Raw genomic sequence first — 22,244 nt, forward strand, 5'->3', positions numbered from 1 at the left:
TAACCTTTTACATTAGCGGGGAAAAAACGAAACATTAGCCTTTGTTTGATTCATCGTTTCCTCCTCTGAAGCAGCAGGAGTACTTGTTCGTTTCAACAATAACTCCAATGTTTTCCTGAATTCTGCATTTTCTGCTTCATATTTATTCTGTCTTGCTTTCGTCTCAGCAAGTTCTGCTTTCGTTTCATCTAGTTCTTTTTCTACCCTAGCAAATTTTTCTTCTGTCGCAGTTTGCTTTTTCTCCGCCTTAGCTAATTTTCCTTCCGTCGTAGTAAGTTTTCCTTCCGTAGTGGTTTGTTTTATTTTCAATTTTGCATTTTCTGCTTTTAATTCTTCCTGTTCTTTTTCGCGATTTTCAGTTAGTTGCTTGATTTGCTCAGCTTGATCTTGGATTGTTTTATCTTGCTGCTCAAGAAGCTGATCTTTACTGGCTTTTAACTGGCTATCAAATTCATCCACTAATTTTATTGCCTTATCATGTAAGGAAGAGACATTAAAAATACCTCTTAAGGCATTGACTGACTTTCCTTTCATTTTGTGCATAATCTTTTGAACTTCAGAGAACGCAGCATAGGTGAGGCCTAGGGGATCCTGATTAATCACCTTAAGACTTTCATCTAAATCTTTATAGATTTGCGCACATTCCTTATCTCTTGCTTCGGATGGATTTTGTAGACCTAACATCTTATTCCAAGTATTTAATGCTTCATATGCGATAGACATTAACAGCGAAGGATTATCCTTTTTCACCAAATGCAAGCTATACTTGTCCAAATGATTCTTTAGGTTTGTAAAGACTTGCAGTAAACCGGAATAATTCTGTAAGCGTTCGGATGTGAGTGCTATTAATTGTGAATCTTTGCGAATATAATCAACTATAAAATTTTTTAATTCTCCTGGACTTTGAAAGACTTTTATTAAAAAGGGCTCTTCTTCATCCTTAGGAAATTCAAATAAGTCTGCCTTAGCCGCTAATAAATATCTTAATGTATAAAGATTCTCGCTCTGTAAAGCCTTCTTCAACAAAACATAACCAATGGTTTTAGTTTCATCGGCAACGCGTAATTGCAACAGATCCGATTCCTCCAATTGATTCTTGCGTCGAAGATGGTCCAATATCAGCCTTTTTATATCTCTTGAGCTTTGCAGGGCTTTAACTAAAAAGGGTTCTTCTTCATCTTTAGGAAATTCAAATAAATTCGCGTCCGCATTTAATAGGGTTTGTATGACTTTTTGGTTATTAGTTTCTAAGGCCTTCTCTAGCAAAATAGAGCCGATGGTTTTGGTTGTATTAGACGGTAATGTATCTATGTGCAATTGAATAAGAGAAGGGGATTCCTTATTAATCAGGTAATGATGGTCCTGGTAGATGGGATGTAGGACATCGATTTGATTTCCATTTGTAATAGCCGGAGAGGCTTGACTCCTTAATAAAAAGTCGAATTGTTTTTCTAATTGCGCTTGTTGTAGACTTTGATAGCGAATGGATTTTAATTTTTTAAGGGACTCTAATGACTCAATGGCCATTTTAAATAAATTATCTTGCGATAAATATTTTTCTTTAAATCGTTCTATGCCCGGTTTTGATATGCGTTGTTTTAAAGGTTGATAGGCTTTTAGTAATTCCGAATCGGTGGGTTCTGATAGTGTGATTTCAATCTTATAATTCTTATCTAGCAGATCAGCCAAAACAGTATAAGCGTTCGCATCCAACACACTATTACCTAAATTCAACGATTGAAGCGTAGGATGTCGTTCTAAAATATGACAAAGTGCTTCCCAAGAAGACGGATTAGCTTCGGTAATATGGAGGTGTAAATGGTCTAATTTAGAATTCACTAAAAAAGGGATTAAAGCCATTTGCTGTTTCGATAGCGAAAAAGGACTTATAGTTAATTCTTTCAAGCCAGAAATTTGGGCCAATGAATTAAGTAATTGACTGTAAGATTTCTGAGTAGCTTCTAGATCAACCTGATGGTTGGGGTAGAAAAACAGCTGATCCAATTCGATTGAGCTCCAGGGTTGCGTTAATAAAGAAATGAAATCTTTTTGCAATGCCTCGAGTGGCGTTTCTTCCGGTGGATGCCAATACACTTCCTCTGAATATCCAAAATTCATCGGCGCGTTCAAGCTATGGGGAGAGCCCATTTGACGAATGGCGAAATCTCCATAGCTATCTTGCCATCGACGTGGAACATGTTGAATGACTGGCCCCGAATGATGTTTCTTCCGAGGTGCATCAGGAATCATTTGAATATCCTTTAAGCGAATGCGTAAAGGAATGCTAAATTGGCTCTGTTTAAGTTTTTCGATATTTCTTTGGAGATTCTGAATATTTTCAGAGGAAAATTCAGCATTTTTTAATTCAAAGAAACCATTCTCAGAAAAATTTTTTAATGCAGAGGGGAAAGGCATAATTAACTCCTTTTGTTGTTGTTCCCTATTATTAATTATAAGTCTAAGCGATATTTTTTATCTTGACTAGATAATTTATATTTTAATTATCAAAAAACCCAATGTTTTAAATTATTTATTTTATTGTGGTAAGCTAGAGTTTGATTAGAAATTAAAAATTTTAACTTTCACGTAGATATCTGTATGCTAAAGAGATTTTTCATATTTTGTATTTTAAGTTCATTTACACTTATTCAAGGATGTTCTAGTTCATCGCCTATTAACTTAATTAGTCTTCCAGAAAAATCTGTTTCTTGTCCTGTTATTCAGGTTTGTTTTACTCCAGGACAGGATTGTACCCATCAAATTACCAATCATATTGCAAAAGCTGAGCATTCTATTCTTGTTCAAGCCTACAATTTTACTTCTAAAGATATTGCCGATGCATTAATCAAAGCCAAGAAAAAAGGCGTTAAAATTAAAGTTATATTAGATAAAAGCCAACGTTCACAAAAATATAGTTTATTACATTACATCGTTGATGCTGGAATTCCTGTCTGGATCGATACTAAACCTGCTATTGCTCATAATAAAATCATGATTATCGACGGAAAAGAAGTCATTACCGGGTCTTTCAACTTTACCGATTCAGCTCAAAAGCGAAATGCTGAAAACTTAGTATTTATAACTGACTCTAAACTCGCACAGAAATATATTGAAAACTGGGAGAAAAGAGAGCGACAATCTAGTCCTTATTCTCCATAAATAGTTTAATTATTTGGACATCCTTAATAGTAAAAGGCTTATTCAAAATATAATCAATGTTAGCTATTTCACATTTCTTTTTAACTTCAGCTGTTTTGTGAGCTGTCAGAGCAAAAATGGGAAGATGAGGGTTGTTATTTTCTTGCTCCCATTGACGATAAAGTCTTGCAACCTCTGTTCCCTCTAAATCAGGTAATCCAATATCCAGCAATACCCAATCAAAAGATTGGCTTTGTAAAGCGTGTAAAGCTGCCTTTCCTTCAGAAACTGTAGTAACCTCATAACCTAAATTAACAAGAATATTTTTTACTGCATGAAGTACTAAAGAATTATCTTCAGCAACAAGCACCGATCCCATTCTCTTATCTGCCTTAGGCTGAGGTGTTGATTGTTGTGATATTGCAGGTGATGTTTGTTTTATATTTTCTTCTGCCAAAGGAAAGTTAAATATTAATATAAAGCAGCTTCCTTTTCCTTCTTTACTAAAAACCTTTATTTCCCCACCTAAAAGTTCCAAAGCTTTTTTAACTAAAAATAAACCAATACCATAACCCTTATACTCAGCTTGGTAGGAAGGATGTCCTCGATAAAAACGATCAAATATTTTATCAAGTTCATCATTAGCGATCCCAATTCCGGTATCCTTAACCTGAATTTCTATCTTTGCCCGTTTATCTTTTATATCGAGGAGATTAACTTCTAAACTAATTTTTCCTTTATTCGTAAACTTTATTGCATTAGATAAAAGATTAAGTAAGATTCTTTTTATTAGAATGTTATCACTGATAATAGAAGGTAAGCTAGAATCTGAAATACATTCAAATTTTAATTTTTTAGCAATAATAGAAGGCTGTATCAGATCTTTTAACTCTTCCATAAGAACAGGTAAGTCAACTGTTTCTTCTGCAATGGAATCTTCAATTTGTTCTGTTGCGATAATTTTTAAAACAGCATTCAATAAATCCAAAAGCTGTCTACTCGCATTTAAAATCCAAAGCCCATATTCCTTATCTTGTGGGCTCGTTCCCTGATTCGCTTGAATATCTGCAATACCAATAATGCCGGCCAAAGGTGTTCTTAAATCATGCGCCATATTCATAATAAACTGTTGTTTAGCTAGCTCTGCTTGTTTACTCGCTGTGATATCTAAAGAGATTCCAATAATACCTATTACTTTTTTATTATTAGGATCATAGAGGGGAATCTTTCGGGATAAAAATATTGTTTTTACCCCTGCAAGACTAGTTACAACTTCTTCGATTGAATATTCCTTTTTTGTCTCCATGACTTGGTTGTCAATTTGTTGTAAATGAATAGCTTGTTCTCTCCAAGGCAAATCAAAATCAGTTTTTCCAATCAAATCCTTACCCGTGTTATAGCCTAAAAAAATAGCCTGCGCGTCATTCGATCCCTGATAAATACCTTTAGTATCCTTCCAATAAATATGACCAGGGGCTTTTGCAAGGATATTTAATAAATTTTCGTAAGTTGTTATTGAGTTCATATTAATTTTCCTTTAAATACGGATATACTTACTTGGTTTTTCGTCAGAGAGATATGAATGTAAAGAAGGACGTCTAAAAAAAGTCATTTTTTCACTTAAATCTTGGTAAGTAGGTAATTGAGCTTCATTTAGGGAGAGGCTTCTAGATAAAAGAGGTTTAATTGCTTCTTTTTCTTCAGATACAACATGTTTTCTTTTCTTGTTAGTTTTTGTAGGTTTTAAATCGAGCCAATGGAAAGTATGTTCTTTAGCTCTATAATTTTCATTAATATGTTTAATAGCATAAGCGAGTATCTTGGTTACAGCACCAGGATAAACTATTGCTAAATTATCTTTATCTTTTGCAAGTACTTGAAAGGCGGCACATTCTTCAATTAGGAATTGACGAGAATTTGCTTCTGCTTTTTGGCAGTCAGTACCTGAATTTACTCTGGAAGGACGATTAGTATATTCTTTCGAAGAAATTGCTAATGCTTCTTTAAAAGAGATATCTTCTTCGTCTAGTTTTTTAATTTCATCAAGATAACATTGAAAGTCTATATCTTCTTTTAAAGTTCTCCAATGAATAAACTTACAATCAATATCTAGATTAGAAAAATAAGCATTATATTTATTAGCCCAAACTTGCCCCTTATAAATGGATTCATTCAAGGCTTGTTTGGGAGTAATATTTTTATCTACTTCAATATTAAAGCGCTGTAAAGTATCTGCAACAACTATATTGATTTTTTTAGGTTTAACTTCTTTTATGAAACTAACAAAACGCTTAACCCAATTATCTTCAAACTTTTCTTTTCCTACACTGACAAGATAAATAAGATTCCTCTCATGAAAGGAAATCCCATTTAAATGATAATTTGGAAAGTTTCCACAATGTGCAATTCGAAAACTAGGGGGTTTTTTATTATCTTTTATTGGTGTTTTTATCATTAATTTATACCTGTTGTTCTAAATTTATTAAAAAATCTCTTTTTTTATTCAAAGTAAGAGTTCTTTCTCAGTTTATCATTTTATTTTTTTATATTAATATTCAATTTTTTTATCTAAAAAGGAATTAAATATCCTTAAAAATATAATTTTCTAGCCATTAAACTACCTAAAAATCCAAATAAGTGCATTGACGTAGAAAACACTGCTATGACTGTTCCCATCGGTGCTTTGGGAATCTCAACCGCTTTACGATGTAATGAGTAAAAAACGAGTCCTGTGTTCAAACAAAACAACAAAACACTTCCCATTACCCAATATAAATGCTGGGGTAAATACACTAATGTCCATAAGCTTAAGATAAAAAAGATTACCGTAAGTAATATACCGTTCTGAATGATTTTTTCTATTGTGGTTATCAATAGATTTTTTAGATTTATACCCATAATAAAAGCTCCATACACAAATAGTTGCACAAAGCCAAATTGAATGAGGTTAAGTTTTAAATAATCCATCAAATAAAAAGGACTTAGGGTATTCCAAGCAACTAAACTGGCCAATAAAAAACAAAATGCTAATGTATGGATCCAAAATTGAGAGTTAGTAATAATAACTTGATAATCAACAATTATTTTTTTGAGGTTTAGTTTCCCCAATTGAAGCCGATCCTGAGGCATATAGATAGACAATAAAGATAAACTTAAAGCCGTAAAAGTAGTTAAAGCAATGAATAATTCTCTCCAATTCATCCATTGGAGTAACAAGCCCCCTAATAATGGCCCTAAAGCAGGCGCTAAAATAGTAATACTTCCCATCCAGGATATTGTTTTAACCGCCTGCTCTCTTTCCATGAATTCATGAATAGTAGCGTATCCAGCTATCAAAATAGTGCTTACAACACAACCTTGGAAAAACCTACCAACAAGAAACCAAAGAATCGAATGAGTAAAGCTACAGAGTAAAGTGACGATTACAAATAAAATACCTCCGCCCAATAATATTTTTTTACGTCCATAATGGTCAGAGAGGGGTCCTAACACTACTTGAAAAGCTGAAGCCCCTAAAAACCAAAAGGCAATACTCAATTGTGCGGTAGCATTCGTTACTTGAAAGCTTTTGGTAACTTCTGGTAAAGCCGGCAAAAACAGATTATTGGATAAATACAAAGGTAATTCATAAAGAATTAAGCTCAAAGGAAATAATAGGGTTATCCTTTTATTAAGGGTCATACATTTTCCTTCTCTATCCTATAACCTATGCCACGTATGGTTTGAATTAATTGGGTATTTTTTAATTTCTTTCGTATATTATGAACATGCACTTCGAGGGCATTACTATCGATTTCATCTACCCAACCATAGAGACATTGGCTCAGTGACTTACGAGAAACAACATGACCCACATTTTCTAATAATTTTTGTAATAAACTAAATTCACGGCGAGAGAAGTTAATAGCTTCTCCTTTAGCGGTGACAGACAACGAACTCGGATCTAATTCGATATCCTGATGAGTTAGTAAAGGAGAGGCTCGATTGTTGGAAAAACGTCGTTGTAACGCGCGTATCCTGGCGGATAGTTCATCTAAATCCACAGGTTTAGTTAAATAATCATCAGCACCATTATCTAATACTTGTACTCTATCTTTAACGGATTGATAGCTGATTAAAATAAGTACAGGTGTTGTGATTCCTGCCGCACGGATCTTACGTAGAACACTTAACTCTGATACCTTCGATAAATTTAAATCAAGTAGAATAACCCCAAATGTTTCTGTTTTTATTGAACTTAATAGCACCTTCCCATCCGTCAATCGATCTACTGTGTAACCATATTGTTTTAATCCCTTTTGTACCCCATCATTTGAGGTTCCACCCTCTTCAACTAATAGTATGCGCATAATTTTCTCATTTTATTATTTTTATAGGGGTAGCCATCTTCTAAAGGCTTTTAGAGATTTGAACTCTCTGTTATTACTTCTGAAGTACTTAAGTTTTCAGAGAGCTGTGCGTGATAAGTCATCCCATTGCTTATATTCAATAATACTTTGTAAAGCATCAACCAAAATCCCAAGCTGACGATTATGTAAGTTGGATAATTCTTCTAATAAATTTACCTGTCCGCCATCCTCTAGCCACTTTTTTTTAATGATTTTTATTCTATGGTAAAATTCTCTTTCATATCGTCGATACCCTGAACATTCATCAATCGCTTTTTTTACGTCATGGAGCTTACAAACTTTTATTAAAGCCCCATCTGCACCCCAATTTAAATACATCGGTTCGTTTTTTTTATTGACAAAGGCACTCCATACGATTATCGGCGTACCTGCATTCTTGCTATCATTCTTGCTACGTATAAAGAAAATAACTTTATCTCCAGAGAGTCCCTTGTTCCTTACATCCGTTAAAATTAAATCGTATTGCTTGTCTTGCACCATTTTTACAGCTTTCTGACCCTCATCAACTAAATCAACTTTGTAATCAAGTTTTTGTAAAAAATGAGTCATGATTCTTTGGCATGCTTCATCATCTTCTATAAGTAATACGTTTTGTTTTTCCGGTTCCATGTTTTTATCCTTGTTTGCTAAAAAAATGAGTTAATAATTTAATTTAGACACCCTATGGTCTAGTTGATTGAGTTGCTTTGAACTTTCTGTTTCACGGAAGAAGAAGAATTGCTTATTAACAAGCTTATTGCCAATATGGGCTATTCCTAGAGTGAATATAAGCAAAAGGAGATTACCTAGTATTTTCTTACACCCACGATGTTGTTCTAATAGAGGTCTGGCTTCATCAATAATAGTCAAGGCTCGAATTTTGTAATCCTTAAGATCAATTAATTTTTCCTCGAAATAAGAATGATTTAATTTTTTTAATTCAGTTTCAACACCATTAACAATGATGCCCTCTGAGCGATATCCACGGCGGTATAAATCATCAGCTTTTTTGGATAACTTATCTAATCTTATTTCTATGTTGACGTGATCTAGAAGATTAGGTTCGATGAGTGATTTATAACTAAAAAAATTAAAATCTTTTAAATCAGGATTTTTAAAGAATAATTCAGTTTGTCTAAGTTTTTTAACCGAATTAAAATCATCGATAGATTTAAATTGTTTAATTAAGTTACTTAATGTACTCGTTGCTTTATTAAATAATTCTAATTTATCTTTTGTATCGTAGGGAGCTATCTTATCGTCAATATAGATGATATAAGATTTTTTGGTGGCGATAATTTGTTTTTGGTTTTCTAATTTCTCTAAAAGAACCACTAAAGAGGCTTTTATTGCTTCGGTTTTATTATTATTTTCGATGGTCATATTAGTTTTCCTCTGGTAACAAATTTAAAACTTTTTATAAATATATTTTCTATCTTCTGAGAGATATATGATTTCTTCTCCATCCAATAGAAGAAAAATGTTTTTAGGGAAATCACGTTTTTTTAGCGTGTAAGAATTTTCTATATTTGAGGTAATAAGATAAACTTTAGTCCTTTTATTTTTACTATTTTTGATATCAGTTAATATTTCATCCAATTTATAAAAAATAGGATCAATATCTAAATAAATGACATGATATTTTGAAAAATGTAATTCAGTAATAAATGAGTCCAGACTTTGCTGTGGTTTAACAAAGAATTTAAAATTATCCTCAGCAATAGTAATGAATTTTTTTATAAATTCCGTGCGGTAAGAAAATACCAATGCTTTCTCTCGATTGTCCCAAGAAGAATCTACTTTAAATTGTTTTATCGTTTTATTTTTTTCCATGAAGACACCAAGATTAATTTTTTTTAGATTAAAATATTTTCGATTTCGTGAGTTTTATTGATTTTTTGGATAGAATTTTCTTTCTTTAGATAAAGCAGAAAATCAATATTATCAACAGCTAAAATTCCTGCTTGACTTGCCCTATAAACAGTATTGGGTATATTTTTGGCATTTAATTTTTGAGAAACTCGGGCACGGAATTTATGAACACTATCTTCTTTAATTCCAAGGACATTTCCCATTTCTTTTGCCTCCCACCCCCATGCAGTTAATAAAATACAGCCTAGTTCATGATCTGAAAGATCCCCTAAAAAAGCGTCATTATTTAAATTTTTATGTGAATGAAAAAATATCTCTAATCTCAGTTGTAGTGGGCTAGGATTTTTAATCCCCCTTTTGATTAGTGATAATCGAGCACGTGATTGATAATGATCTTTTTCTCGAGTGAGGACGTCAGACCAAATAGCTTCCCTTTCCTTACTATAAGCCATTTGAACCCCCTGGAATTTGGGGATTATAAAAAAATAAAAAGCCGGTAAACATTGCATATCCTATTTTTATTTTGGATACGCATATTCTGAATATATAACAATTTAGATGGAATTCCTTTAATTGGAACTCAAGATATTTGACTTCCAAAAACAGGATATTGATTTTTTTAAAAAAAAGATTATTTAGGTTTAATAATTTGATTCGATCGAACGATCGAGATAAGCTGTGCGTAACCATGATTCAATTCCTCTAGAATTGGTTGTGGCCAGGCACCGGTAGAGTGTTTCCGCACTTTACCGGTGTCCCCTTAACGGGGTTGGCGGTTAGGATTTAGTTGTTTTCTTTATTCAATAAACTCTTGACACGCTCCTCAACATTGAGGGGCGTTGTCTCCTCATCTAAGACAAAGGCCTTATCAATTTCTAAAAAACCATCTTTTATCGATGTCCCAATTCCTATCAAATCCTCCAAATCAGCCAAGGTGAATTCCTCAAAACTATTTTTATTGAAGTATTTAAAGATTTTTGAATGACCCACACCTAGTTTTCTAAACCATTCAAAGACCATACTGCGACGAGTACTTAAGGTTTTTTGATCGCCTACGGCATACTGCACGGCTTTCTCATATACCCTGTCGATCAATGCTTTAGGAATCACTTTGAAGATGGCATTACGCAAAGCAATAGAGCTTGCCGCATTACCGGTTAAGGTTTGCATGTCACAGCTGTAGGTTGCACCTGTTGTCGTAATAATACTTCGTTTAACTTGGTTGCTAATACGAACATTTCTTTCTAAATCCCAAGCAACTCCTTCTGCGGTAATCGCTCTCCCATCATTTTCAACAATGCGGCTTGCAGCATGGAGATTACCCCAACTGGCTACTGCGATCTCTGCCAAACGAATGGAAGCACCTTTAATCTCACTAACCTTACCGTCTCGACTTTTTCGGGTGAGGCAATAAAAACAGGATTGTGCGGTTTCTAAATCTTGGGTAGCCAGTTGAGTTGCTAGCTGGATAAAATCATCTGGATTTCTTGGATAAGCTTTAGCGGTTGTGATCTGCATATCAAGTTCTGCACGGACTAATTTTCCTTGATCGCTGATTAATGGTTGATTCATTTTATTCTCCTATTTAAGAAAACACATAACGGGGAAGTGAAACTTCTTGGATGGTATAAGCAGGCCAATCATTGCTTTCTAGACAATGTTGATAACGAACTAATAGTGTTTTAAATTCTTGATAGCCCTTATCTAAGGAAGCTTCATCTAATTGATAGATAGAGATGGCATAGGGCCTAGCTTTTTCAATAACCAAAAACAGAAAGTCTTTTATTATTTTTTGTTTTAATTGTTTTATTGCTTCTCTCACCATGGCAGCTTGAATGTAATAGCCATAATCGAATGCGGCATACTGAAACGATCGTGGACTACCATCCTGAGCTGTCTTCAGATCGCAAACTAAATTATTACGTAAAATATCCGGTCGACATTTACATAAAATACCGGTATCCGGATCAGTCCAATATAAGGATTGTTCTATCTCTGCGTTTTCAATAAGTTGACTAGCTAACTTATTCTTCTTAAGACTAGCTGCCATGTGTTGTAGGGTTTGATATTGATTGAGAGTTAAAGTTTCTTTCTTGCCTAACTCAGATTTAATCTTTTGCCAGCGTTCTTTTCCTTCCTTGGTGACTTTATTAAACTCAGGAATGACAAAGTATCGTTTTTCAAACTCATTAGGTTCTAAGATTAAACTGTGTAAGGCATTACCTATGATCTGAGCCTGTGTTACTGGCTCAGGTTTATAATCTGGATTGAGATACTTATACCAATAGTGATAGGGAGATCGCTTAAACTCCATTAAACCACTACGACTAATACCTGGACCTCGATGGTAATCTTCTATGGAAAGATCATAGAGACCTGGTTTAATGCTTTTGTCAGAAACTATAATCTTCAGCATAATAGCCTCCCTTAGTTTCTGTTTCTTCGGCAGCATAAGAAGCTTGTTTGTCTTCTTCTTTTTCTAAAGCGCGATCAATGCAATAAGCCACATGGGCATCTTGTGAAAACTTCGATTCAATAAGTGTTGCAACAAGCTCGTCATAAAGCCTTCGTAAACTCTTAAAAGAGCCTCGAGTTACTAAGATATCAGCAACTAATTGATTAAAATGATCATATTGTGCATCTAAGATTTCCGTTTTATTTTCACGAAGAGCAGTAACCGCTAGAGCCCATTTCATTTCTTCATTCAGATCACTATAAAAAGAAGCTTTCTGATGAACCACAGCTTGTTCAATTAAAGAATTAAAATCATTCCAAAGCGGTTTATTTTTATTATTCATATGAGGCTTAGCATTACTGCAACAAGTTATGTTGCCAAGTGCTTTATGTAGTACTAAATTGGGTCGATTAACCATGTGCCACCTCCGCCTTAATTGCCTGAATGGCAGCATGGTATTTATGGACAAGACTTTCGTACTGTCGAGTTTCTAAGAATAATTTAAGTAGAGTTCTATTAAATTTATCTAGATAACGTTCATTCCATTGATAAAACTTTTCTCGATCATAAAGGGGAATAAATTTCCTTGATTGATTTCTTTCTTTATCAAGTTCGATGATTAATTTATTGAGTTGTAAAATAACTTGCTGTTCTAAGGATTGAACTTGCTCGCCCATCTGGCAAGCTCGAAAGTTAAGTTCAGTTAAAGATTGCTCTATTCGAGCGGAATGATCTACTATGACGTTAGCCATGATTTACTCCTAGTAAGTAGATTGTGGTTAGCTGGTAGTTGGGATTGCCGTCCCTACTATCGGCGCTTTTGTTACCTTTTTTACTGTAACATCAGATGAGTATTTAAGCAATAGAGCATTTACTCTTTTACTTGATTTAAATTATATGTTAAATTCTAGTTTAATTTCTTTTTATTTTTTTTGGTTTATTTTTATGAATCTTAGAGCAGCTAAACGCACTAGAGAAGAAAAAAATAGATTAGTTCGTATGAGTTTTGATGTTCCTATAGACTTAAGGAACAATTTTAAAGCTAAACTAGCGAAGGAAGGAAAAAGTGCTAGGGAGGCTATATTAGAATTTATGAAAGAATATATAAAAAAGTAATCCCTTATTTAAAATATCGATTGATTATTACCATTTAGGACATGTTGCGATAAGCTTCTCTCACTAAATCACAAAATAAGGATAACAAGAAGTGACAATTACTATTCATCACCCTCATGATAAATTTTTTAAGCAAAACCTTAAAAACAAAAAAGTAGCAATTGATTTTTTAAAAACCTATTTGCCATCAAATATTTACCAAAAAATTGATATACATTCTTTACAATTAACTGAAAAAAGTTTCATTGTTCCTCAGCTCCGTGAGATTCATAGTGATATTATTTATAAATGTCTTATTAATAGTTCGACGGGGTATCTGTTTTTCTTATTAGAACACCAATCTACTGATGACCCATTAATGGCATTTCGTTTTCTTCATGCCATTGTTTCTTTAAGCTATGAGCATCTTAAACAAGGATATAAGAAGCTACCTATTATTTTGCCATTTTGCATATATCATGGAGAAAAGTCACCTTATCCTTATTCCAGTTCTCTTTATGATTGTTTTGATGACTCAGAATTTGCAAAAGAAGTCGCTTTCAGGCCCTTTAAGCTGATTGATTTAACGATACTCAGTGATGAGGAAATCAAAACCCATGGTTTAGTTGGGCTCATGGAGATGCTTTTTAAGCATCAAAGAGATAAAAATTTCTTAACTATCATGAGGAATCTGCTTGAAAGTCAGTTTGTACAAAATGTAATCAAACAGTTGAATATTTCCTATCTTACGGATATGTTAAACTATATAGTTAATACGAGTCAGGATGATAGTGAACCAAAGGCTGCTCAACATTTAATTGAAGAACTAATTAAAGCCTTCCCTGAAGAACCAGCGAGGAAAACAATTATGACTTTTGCTCAACAGTTAAAAGAAGAATATAAACAAGAGTTTATGGGTACTATAGCACAAAAAATTGAACAGCAAGGTATACAACAAGGTCTACAACAAGGTCTACAACAAGGTCTACAACAAGGGCGCCAAGAAGTTTTAGCGTTGGTAAGAAATTTATTAAAGCAGAAAGTTTCCTTGGCTACTATTAAATCAGCAAGTGGTCTTTCTGAACAAGAATTACTCGAGCTCGAAGGGCTTTAAGATGAGTTACGTGACAAGTTTTGAAAGATTAGGTATAGAGAAAGGCCGCCAAGAGGAGCGGTATGAAATGGCTAAAAACCTTCTAGCGGAAGGTCTTCCTTTAGAACTAGTAAAAAAAGTTACTAAACTGCCTGATCTAGTTTTAACTGAACTTGAAGATGTCTAACTTTCATAAGTTATCTGGGCTTACAAGAAAATCAAGAGAATTTTATTAATAATTTAATTAACTCTCAACTAAACATTAAATTTATAGAAGGAATATTAAAAAATTGATATAGGGTTTTCATATGTCAAAATCTATAATACAAGTTTCAATTTTTTTTACCATAAGTTTAGTTCTATTCGCTAAATTAAGCTTAGCTTTTGCTAAACCCGTCATGTTCAATAGTGAACCTTCAACTCAAATTAAGCGAAACAATGAAATAAACTCATCTATCCCAGTTGATACTTGGTTCCAGCAAGGAATGAACTTAGATTCGGTCATGTTTAAGCAATTTTTTGGCAATGAAATGTATTCCAATAAATTTACGTTACAAGAAGATCCTAAACAATTCTTAATTTTATTTGAACTGCCGGGTGTCGACCCCAAAAAAATTCGAGTATCTGTTTCACAAGGGGTATTATATATACAAGCTAAAAATGATAATAAATCTAAAGATAACGAATCTAATTCATATTATTTCTCATATCATGTTACATTGCCAGAAAATGCAAACACTCACAAAATGAGTGCGATTTTGAGGCGTGGTATTTTGCAGATTACTATTGAAAAAACCAATAAATTGGCAACTATGATCGATATTCCTGTAAAAGAAATAGCTTGATCAAATCTAAGTTAGAATCTGTAAATAATACTTTGTGTGGTTCAATGTATTAATCCATTAAATATGATTTTTTGTTAGACATCACTTTAGTTTAATACTTAAAAAAACCGCCCATTGTTCACTCTACAATAGGTGGTTCTTTGTAAAATTAGTTATTCTTCCTTAATTGTTATTTTTTTAAGTAATGCCTGTTCCTTTTTAGGAATTTCAATTTCAATAACCCCATTTTTGCTTCGTGCTTTTATTTGAGTAGCATCCGCTGTATCGGGTAAGGTAAAACGCCTATAAAACTGCCCCTGTAACCTCTCTAATCGAGTATATCCTTCTTTTTCTTCCTTATTAAAGGTATTCCGTTCACCTTTTATACTGAGAATACTGTCTTCCATATTAATCTCAATATCTTTGGGATCTACTCCAGGAATATCCGCTTTAATTAGAAATCGATTGGTTTCTTCCCTTATATCAACGTAGGGCTTCCAACTACTTGTTTCTACAAACGAACCATCGTTGATAGATGATATATCAGATGAGCTTCCATTTAATACTCGATTCATATAATCAAATAGGGAAGGTACTTTATATTCATAACGTGCTAAATTAGTCATATTAAGCCTCCTTTGTGGCTAGGTTTTAAGTTATCTCTATCATTTTTATGGGGATTTTCTAGTAAAAAATCAAGACCAATTAAAGAAAAATTGGACTATTAATAAAAAATAAAGGTCGGCACAAAGAACGCTTCGCGCTGAAAGTATCAAACGTGAATTAAAGGCCAATAAGTAAAAATAAGCCATGCTTTTAGCATATTGGTCGAAAATCTGAAAAAAAGAATCGTCTGTGCGCGACTTTTGCGCGACTGAACAATTTATAGATAGACATTATTATACATTTGTAAGGATCGTCCGGTTTATAATAATGTTGTTTTTTCAATAACTTACGATGAAAGTTTTCGACTCTTAATCTATTGGTCGATGGTTCGATCCCATCACGGCCCACCATCAGAAAAAATATTTAAAATATTTTTCTGATCAATCTCATACCTATGAATATAAATTATGCTCCATTAATTCGGTAAGATTTTCTAACTTGTTTACCAATTTTTTTTGACTAAAATAAAAATATATTATTTTATCTAAGGAGATTCTATGCCTCTTATTAAAGGGAAAGCCGCCAATACTTCTAAAGGGTTTTCAACTAATGTGAAAAAAGAGATTAAAGCCGGAAAACCTCAAAAACAAGCCGTAGCAATTGCTTATAGCATGGCACGAAAAAAAAAGGGTAAAACCAAAAAAAAATAGCTCATTTTCAAACATCAAAATTATTTGGAAAATAATTCTTTATGAAATAAAGAGGTCTGTTTTTCGTCTCATTAAAAGTTCTTCCCAAATATTCGCCAATAATACCTAAGCTAAATAATTGTATACTACCTAAAAATAAAACAACCACCATTAAAGAAGGATAACCTCTAGCAGAGTCACCAAATAAAATGGTTTTGCTAATAATAATAATCCCATAAAGAAATGCAATAAAAGCTGTAATTAACCCCAAATAACTAGCCAGTTTAAGTGGCATAATTGTAAAAGAAGTTATTCCTTCTATCGCAAAATTCCATAATTTTAAATAACTCCATTTAGTTTTTCCAGCAAAACGCGCATCCATTTTGTAATCAATGCTTTTTTGGGGATAGCCAACCCATGCAAATAAACCTTTCATAAAACGATGTTGTTCATTTATTTTTTTTATTGCCTCAATTGCACGACGACTTAATAGACGAAAATCACTTGCATGGCTTGGAATGTGAATATTAGCTACTGAATTGATTATTTTATAGAATGTATGGGTTAACATTCTTTTAATCCATGATTCGATCTGACGATCTATCGGTCTAGCATAAACGATATCATATCCTTGTTGGGCAACTTGAATAAATTTAGGGATTAATTCAGGGGGATGTTGCAAATCTGCATCCATAATAATAACAAATTCGCCTTGCGCATAATTTAAACCGGCTGTTAAAGCAATTTCCTTACCAAAATTTCTACTTAAAGCCAAATATGAAATGCGTGAATCACTTTTTTTTAATTGTATAATAATTTTTCCAGAAACATCTTGGCTCCCATCATCTATATATAAGATTTCAATAGGTTTATGAATACATATTAAAGCTGAATTAAGACGAGAATGAAATTTTTTTAACACTTCATGCTCATTATAAACTGGAATGATCACTGTAAGAAATATAGGAAAGATTTCATTATTTGTCATGGAACATTTCTTTTTGAGCCGAAAGTCCAATATCGATGTATTAAGAAATTCCAAAATAAAATAACTCCAGATGCTAAAATTTGACTTATAATATAAGAATAATAAGTTAACAAAATTTTCATTAAAGAAAAGTTAAGAAGAAGTCCGAACAAGGAATTTAATGCAAATCTAACTATTGATTTTTTATGCGATAGACTACTTTTAAAGGTAAAATAATGATTTAAAGTATAATTAATTAAGGCTCCCGCAATATAACCTAAAGTAGAAGCTAAAATTGGTTTTATAAGGAAAAATTCAACAAAATCTATTAAAATTGAAAATTGAATTAATGCTGATAGTGCACCTACAATAAAAAAACAAGAAAATTGTTTAGTAATAGTTTTCATAAATTCGCAATAACTAGTGCAAATAACACGCTTTTCCTTGGCATAATAAATAAAGATATGTTCCTTGTTTACCTAACTTAATTTTTTTATATAATTTACCTAATTTAGAATCAATTTTATCATTAATTACAAAATAGTTTCTTTCTTTAACGAATTGAATCCCCTGTAAAGGGTGACTAGGAAAGATTAACCTGTCGATTTCAGCTGTAACACTTAATCCTGTAGCCACAAAATCATTTGAATAGATGGCGAATCCTTTTGTTTGCATTATAACTTGTTTAGCAATCTGAGTATAATCTCCCCTATAATAAATTTGATAATAATATATCGCAGCTAATTCTACATACTTCACCAAAATAGTTAGCGCTATCCAAATAATAATTATTTTTAGTTTACTCTTAGGCAAATTCCATAGGACAATCGCCAATAATAAAGCAATAAATGGATACAATGGTAATAAATATCGAATGCTGGTGTGAGGCGCTAACCAGTAAGGAATAAAATTAAATAAAACTATACCTGATAATGTTAGTATTAGGTTCCATCCAAATTTAAATTTTTCATATTTTCTCTTAACAAAATAATAAATTGCAAGTCCAGATACTGGTAGAAATCGACTACAAACTTCTAAGGGGAAGACTATCAACTGTTGTATATATGCGCCCCAATAAATAGTGTGAAACTTACTAAAGATATCAATCCACATCCCTGCTTCTGTTTTTTTTTGCGATGCAATATTCCATAAAAAATAAAAAAGAATAGAAAATAAATATACGAAAAGATTAGCTGGTTTCAAAAGAAAAGATTTAAATTTTCTATCGAAAATGATAATAAAAAAAAATGAAATTACATAAAATATATATGCCGTTAATGCCTTCGTCATAAAAGCAGCAATTAAGGCAATTACAGATAGCCATACAAAGGCATATCGTTGCTCTAAATTAGCTATCCACAAAAAGGAAATAGCACTTACTACAAAAAACGCAAATAATGGATCCGAATAAGCAAGCCAACCATGATAAAATAAAGCATCGCTAGTGAGATAAACTAATGCTGCAAATAAACTAAAATGAGGTTTTTTAAATAATCGATTTGCTAACGACATTAACATAAAACTTGTAGAAATTGTCGCCAAAGCTGTAACTAGTCTGGAAGCGACTAACATATGTTGCCAACCTATAGAGTTAGCAAAAAAAATAATTAACCAATTAAACAGTGGCGGTCGCCAATAAGTTAAGCCATAGGTTGTTGGGAAAAGATAATGATGGTGATACCACATTTCATAGGAAGAAATAGTATATACAGCTTCTTCTCCAATATAAGGAAAGAACAAGCAGAGAAAAAAACTTGCAGTGGCTAGAATAAATAGCCATTTCAAACTAATAAAAAAATTATCAGTTTGCATAATTAACTTCAATAAAGAAAACGATAATTTTGATACTCAGTTGAGTTCAGAAAAAAATCATTATATAGTCAAAACAGTTTTAACTGACGATCTTAGAAATTCATTTTATTTATAATGCCCTGCTATAATTGCCAAAACCAAATAAAAAAAACCTATCATCATAAAGCTTACCATGAAATGCCCGTCTACTTGTATTGATTCTGCTTGTATAAAAGTACCGGCTATAATTCCGAGCAAATTACCTAATTTTAATGCTGTGTTTCCTAAACCTACTGCTTTTGCTCTATTACTATCACTAATATCACTTAATAAAAAACTAAATAAAATTATTGCTATAACACCTAAACTTAATCCCCAAAGTATACTTAGCCCAAAAGCAAGATACAACTTAGTAATAAAGGCAAACCCCCATTGTGATAATGCACTTAAGATTAAAGCCATAATAAGTAATAGTTTTGCCCAAGCATGCCAACTGAATTGTTTGTCGATAGCTTTTCCTACAGTTAATGTCATTAAAGACATCGATAAAGCCATGCAAGCGTAGATCAATCCTAATGCTAAATTATCAGCATGTAACTGTTGTGCTATATATAATGCGAAGAAAGGGGTTGACATCCAACGAGCGATTTGGGTACCACATATTAATAAAAGCAATAGATTTTTTCCGGTTTCATGGAGAAAAAAATTTTTTTGTTTTTTTTTTGCTATGACTTCTAATGATTGTGTAGAATTTTCTTGAAGATAATAAGCTAAAATAAGCGTAAGTAATAAACACATGCAACCAGCTGTAAAAAAAATCCATAAATACCCATAATAATGTGAAACCAGTCCCCCACAAATCGGTCCAACAATACTTCCCATAGCAGTGGCTGCTTGTAGACGCCCGACTACTCGACTATGGGCTTGAATAGGCGTCATTTTTAATGACCATGCTTGCGCAGCCGCCGTAAAACCCGCTAAAGCTCCTTGCAGTAATCTAATTAATAAAATTTCCCATGGATTTTTTAAAAAAATTAATGCCCACTGAGTTACAGCCAAAGCAATTCCTGAGCGCAGAATCATTTTTTTAAATCCAACACGCTCTCCAATTTTTGTCCACATTAATGTGGTAAAAATTGTAGTTAACAATGGGGCCATATAAATAGCACCGCTCCAATATTGTAAAATTTTGGGATGAAAAATATGGTATGAAGCGATAATTAATGGCCAGTAGGGATCGCTCATATCAAGCATGGCAATAATAATTAACTGGCCAAAAATTATATAACGGGTCTGCTGACAACAACCTAGATTGGATGTCGCAATCTTCATAGTTATATGCTTAAGGGATTTGCTATTTGGGTGAACAAGCCATCACGTAAATAATTTTTTTCTAATCTCATCCGAAGCAATGCTTTTACTGGCCAGTGAGTATTCAAAATCGTATTAAATTCTTTTTTCCAAATATTTGGACACATTCGATCCTTTAGTGCATAAAACCTTTGTTCCGTGACCTTTCTAACAATTTTCCAAAAGGGTTTTTCTTCACAATTAAAATAATTTGCTAGAAGTAATATAATTTCTCCTAAATGTAATTGATAAACAGTATATAAAAGTTGATTTCTTACAGTCTCCTTATTTTTTTGCAAATATGGTGAGTTTTCCGTTAAATCTAGGTCAACTCCCATTGATTTCAAACTCTCGTCATGCATTTCTATACCATCAAAATCTCTAGCTATGAATCTTTTAATTTTCCCTTCCCTAAGTATAGCCAAAGTATTTTGCTGATGCCCTTCTAAAGCAATACCATAGAGTAGAAATAGATCTAAATAGCTACCCAATACAAGGTCGGCATAATGAAGAAAATAACCTAATGCATCATGGTAAGTTAAACATCCTGATAGCTCCATGATCTCTATAAATAAACTGGTTTTACTTAATGAGGATTTTTCAAAAAAAGCAGCTACAACAATAGCAACCTCATTCTCGGCCAGATGTTTAGTGATATTTTCTCGAAAAATAGCAGTAAAATGTTTTGCCTCGTCTATACTAAGTTCTTTTAAATGTAATCCATGGGACTCTGGCAATATACTTAACCGACTAGAAAAATAATTCTCTGTTACCAAAATTTTTTGCAGAATATTACTTATCCGTGGCATATTTTTGGTAGATATGGGCGATAACGTCCTCACAATACTTGTGGCCTGCACAGCAACCGGTAGTTTTATATAAGGTGAGTTAATATTGTCTATAGGCAAAAGTGTACGAAATGATAAAGTGGGACTCGTTTTAATTTTAGTTTTATCAAAAATTACAATAATTTTATTTTCCATATAATTTTTAAATAAGGGAGAAATAAATGTAAAATAGTAGACTTGCCATGGATGAACTGGAAATGGTATGTAATTCTTGACTTCCAAGTTACTTTTTTTCATTTCTTCTAACCAATTAACCCAAGCTTCTGGATAATACTTACTAAACCATTCAATAAAATTTATATTTTGTTGCATAGATTCAATATGGACATATTGTTTTTGGACTGCTGCTACATGAATATCTACTTTAGATTGAAATTCGGGAGAATAATTAATAGTATCCTCGATAGTAAAACCAAGCTTCGTTTTAGCACACGGATGATAAGGATGTCCGCTAAATACTGACTGTTCAAATTTTAGCGAACTGTTAACAGCAATTTCTGATGATTTTAATAAATTATTGAGTTGAAGATCAGATTTTTTTTTACTTCGATCTACCAAAGTATTTACACTATATTTCTTCCAAGTAGAAAGTAAAGAATTTTGTAAATTATTAGCAATTTCTTTATAAAATTTTGACCATTGATCCATATCTAAAATATTTTCTAATTCATTTTTGACAATATCTAATAATTTTAAAGGATCAGTAATCGTTTGTTTTAAGGATGTGGCTTTGTGTTTTAAAATTAAACTATCAAAATTTGTAAATCTCAATAATGAAAATAATTTTACACGAGTAACATATATAAAATAATTGGAATGTTGAAGATCAAAAATTACCGTAGCGTTTTGATAATGATAAGAAAAAATACCTTCACGTAAAAATGCCAATAGTAATTGTTTTAAAGAATGTTTATTTACTTCAGAAATACATTCACCGATTGAAAGATTATTAGTATTTGAGTAAAGTTTATATTGTTCACTAAAGTTTATTTCTTGCGCAGAAATCCTGTCGATCACATGCATAATTCTTCCCTTAGAATCCAAATCAGATTATTTAAGCAGTATCTGACCACTAAATTTTCCAATAAAATATATTAAGCTAGCTATTATTCATGGTTTTAGAATTGA

At 32.5% G+C, this 22,244-nt stretch carries 25 protein-coding genes; 6 read left to right on the forward strand and 19 right to left on the reverse strand.

Annotated elements, in window-relative coordinates; all coding sequences use genetic code 11:
- Nucleotides 1-12: 12 nt before the first annotated feature.
- Nucleotides 13-2,415, reverse strand: a complete 2,403-nt coding sequence (locus tag AACL18_RS07110; protein WP_339050246.1) for a hypothetical protein — start codon at nucleotides 2,413-2,415, stop codon at nucleotides 13-15.
- 183 nt (nucleotides 2,416-2,598) lie between these two features.
- Here AACL18_RS07110 and AACL18_RS07115 point away from each other — a divergent pair, with 183 nt between their 5' ends.
- Entirely contained in the window at nucleotides 2,599-3,159 is a 561-nt protein-coding gene (locus AACL18_RS07115) for a phospholipase D family protein (protein WP_339050247.1), read from the forward strand.
- On the opposite strand, the gene AACL18_RS07120 is transcribed toward AACL18_RS07115, so the two are convergent.
- The 12 genes from AACL18_RS07120 to AACL18_RS07175 all read right to left on the reverse strand — a co-directional run bounded on the left by AACL18_RS07120 (nucleotide 3,140) and on the right by AACL18_RS07175 (nucleotide 12,605).
- Nucleotides 3,140-4,663 carry an ATP-binding protein gene (locus AACL18_RS07120; protein WP_339050249.1) on the reverse strand — a complete coding sequence of 508 codons (1,524 nt, stop codon included), beginning with the start codon at nucleotides 4,661-4,663 and terminating at the stop codon, nucleotides 3,140-3,142. The genes AACL18_RS07115 and AACL18_RS07120 overlap by 20 nt on opposite strands.
- A gap of 12 nt (nucleotides 4,664-4,675) precedes the next feature.
- Nucleotides 4,676-5,593 carry a hypothetical protein gene (locus AACL18_RS07125; RefSeq protein ID WP_339050250.1) on the reverse strand — a complete coding sequence of 306 codons (918 nt, stop codon included), beginning with the start codon at nucleotides 5,591-5,593 and terminating at the stop codon, nucleotides 4,676-4,678.
- Between the two features lie 134 nt (nucleotides 5,594-5,727).
- The gene (locus AACL18_RS07130) at nucleotides 5,728-6,819 is read right to left on the reverse strand and encodes an MFS transporter (RefSeq protein ID WP_339050251.1); all 1,092 of its coding nucleotides are present in this window, start codon (nucleotides 6,817-6,819) and stop codon (nucleotides 5,728-5,730) included.
- Entirely contained in the window at nucleotides 6,816-7,487 is a 672-nt protein-coding gene (locus AACL18_RS07135; RefSeq protein ID WP_339050253.1) for a response regulator transcription factor, read from the reverse strand. The genes AACL18_RS07130 and AACL18_RS07135 overlap by 4 nt, the downstream gene beginning before the upstream one ends.
- 96 nt (nucleotides 7,488-7,583) lie before the next feature.
- On the reverse strand, nucleotides 7,584-8,156 hold the full coding sequence (locus tag AACL18_RS07140; protein WP_339050255.1) for a response regulator: 573 nt from the start codon (nucleotides 8,154-8,156) through the stop codon (nucleotides 7,584-7,586).
- A gap of 30 nt (nucleotides 8,157-8,186) precedes the next feature.
- On the reverse strand, nucleotides 8,187-8,909 hold the full coding sequence (locus AACL18_RS07145) for a hypothetical protein (RefSeq protein ID WP_339050256.1): 723 nt from the start codon (nucleotides 8,907-8,909) through the stop codon (nucleotides 8,187-8,189).
- A gap of 24 nt (nucleotides 8,910-8,933) precedes the next feature.
- A complete protein-coding gene (locus AACL18_RS07150) occupies nucleotides 8,934-9,359 on the reverse strand; it encodes a hypothetical protein (protein ID WP_339050258.1) in 426 nt (141 codons plus the stop codon).
- Between the two features lie 23 nt (nucleotides 9,360-9,382).
- A complete protein-coding gene (locus AACL18_RS07155) occupies nucleotides 9,383-9,850 on the reverse strand; it encodes a helix-turn-helix transcriptional regulator (RefSeq protein WP_339050259.1) in 468 nt (155 codons plus the stop codon).
- Between the two features lie 331 nt (nucleotides 9,851-10,181).
- A complete protein-coding gene (locus AACL18_RS07160) occupies nucleotides 10,182-10,970 on the reverse strand; it encodes a hypothetical protein (RefSeq protein ID WP_339050261.1) in 789 nt (262 codons plus the stop codon).
- 13 nt (nucleotides 10,971-10,983) lie between these two features.
- Nucleotides 10,984-11,814, reverse strand: coding sequence for a PD-(D/E)XK nuclease-like domain-containing protein (locus tag AACL18_RS07165; protein ID WP_339050262.1), 831 nt, complete (start codon nucleotides 11,812-11,814; stop codon nucleotides 10,984-10,986).
- Nucleotides 11,792-12,271, reverse strand: a complete 480-nt coding sequence (locus AACL18_RS07170; protein ID WP_339050263.1) for a hypothetical protein — start codon at nucleotides 12,269-12,271, stop codon at nucleotides 11,792-11,794. The genes AACL18_RS07165 and AACL18_RS07170 overlap by 23 nt, the downstream gene beginning before the upstream one ends.
- The gene (locus AACL18_RS07175) at nucleotides 12,264-12,605 is read right to left on the reverse strand and encodes a hypothetical protein (RefSeq protein ID WP_339050264.1); all 342 of its coding nucleotides are present in this window, start codon (nucleotides 12,603-12,605) and stop codon (nucleotides 12,264-12,266) included. Before AACL18_RS07175 ends, AACL18_RS07170 begins: the two co-directional genes overlap by 8 nt.
- Nucleotides 12,606-12,750: 145 nt before the next feature.
- On the opposite strand from AACL18_RS07175, the gene AACL18_RS07180 reads away from it, so the two are divergent.
- From AACL18_RS07180 to AACL18_RS07195, 4 genes are all read left to right on the forward strand, one after another.
- Complete coding sequence (locus tag AACL18_RS07180) at nucleotides 12,751-12,969, forward strand: hypothetical protein (protein WP_339050265.1); 219 nt, start codon at nucleotides 12,751-12,753, stop codon at nucleotides 12,967-12,969.
- Between the two features lie 91 nt (nucleotides 12,970-13,060).
- Entirely contained in the window at nucleotides 13,061-14,062 is a 1,002-nt protein-coding gene (locus tag AACL18_RS07185; RefSeq protein WP_339050267.1) for an Rpn family recombination-promoting nuclease/putative transposase, read from the forward strand.
- Nucleotide 14,063: 1 nt separating this feature from the next.
- A complete protein-coding gene (locus AACL18_RS07190) occupies nucleotides 14,064-14,228 on the forward strand; it encodes a hypothetical protein (protein WP_339050269.1) in 165 nt (54 codons plus the stop codon).
- Between the two features lie 121 nt (nucleotides 14,229-14,349).
- Entirely contained in the window at nucleotides 14,350-14,886 is a 537-nt protein-coding gene (locus AACL18_RS07195) for an Hsp20/alpha crystallin family protein (RefSeq protein WP_339050271.1), read from the forward strand.
- A 152-nt stretch (nucleotides 14,887-15,038) separates the two neighbouring features.
- Here the strand turns inward: AACL18_RS07195 and AACL18_RS07200 are convergent, their stop codons facing one another.
- Nucleotides 15,039-15,491: an Hsp20/alpha crystallin family protein gene (locus tag AACL18_RS07200; RefSeq protein WP_339050272.1), complete on the reverse strand. Its 453-nt coding sequence runs from the start codon at nucleotides 15,489-15,491 to the stop codon at nucleotides 15,039-15,041.
- 537 nt (nucleotides 15,492-16,028) lie between these two features.
- Here AACL18_RS07200 and AACL18_RS07205 point away from each other — a divergent pair.
- A complete protein-coding gene (locus tag AACL18_RS07205) occupies nucleotides 16,029-16,181 on the forward strand; it encodes a hypothetical protein (protein WP_339050274.1) in 153 nt (50 codons plus the stop codon).
- Nucleotides 16,182-16,188: 7 nt separating this feature from the next.
- On the opposite strand, the gene AACL18_RS07210 is transcribed toward AACL18_RS07205, so the two are convergent.
- The 5 genes from AACL18_RS07210 to AACL18_RS07230 form a co-directional block, all read right to left on the reverse strand.
- Entirely contained in the window at nucleotides 16,189-17,148 is a 960-nt protein-coding gene (locus tag AACL18_RS07210) for a glycosyltransferase family 2 protein (RefSeq protein WP_339050275.1), read from the reverse strand.
- Nucleotides 17,145-17,534, reverse strand: coding sequence for a GtrA family protein (locus tag AACL18_RS07215; RefSeq protein WP_339050276.1), 390 nt, complete (start codon nucleotides 17,532-17,534; stop codon nucleotides 17,145-17,147). Before AACL18_RS07215 ends, AACL18_RS07210 begins: the two co-directional genes overlap by 4 nt.
- Before the next feature lie 13 nt (nucleotides 17,535-17,547).
- Entirely contained in the window at nucleotides 17,548-18,939 is a 1,392-nt protein-coding gene (locus tag AACL18_RS07220) for a hypothetical protein (protein ID WP_339050277.1), read from the reverse strand.
- Between the two features lie 105 nt (nucleotides 18,940-19,044).
- A complete protein-coding gene (locus AACL18_RS07225) occupies nucleotides 19,045-20,250 on the reverse strand; it encodes an MFS transporter (protein ID WP_339050279.1) in 1,206 nt (401 codons plus the stop codon).
- A 2-nt stretch (nucleotides 20,251-20,252) separates the two neighbouring features.
- Nucleotides 20,253-22,139: an IucA/IucC family protein gene (locus tag AACL18_RS07230; RefSeq protein WP_339050280.1), complete on the reverse strand. Its 1,887-nt coding sequence runs from the start codon at nucleotides 22,137-22,139 to the stop codon at nucleotides 20,253-20,255.
- Nucleotides 22,140-22,244 lie beyond the last annotated feature (105 nt).

The organism is Rickettsiella endosymbiont of Xylota segnis, from assembly GCF_964019545.1.
Taxonomy (GTDB): Bacteria; Pseudomonadota; Gammaproteobacteria; order Diplorickettsiales; family Diplorickettsiaceae; genus Aquirickettsiella.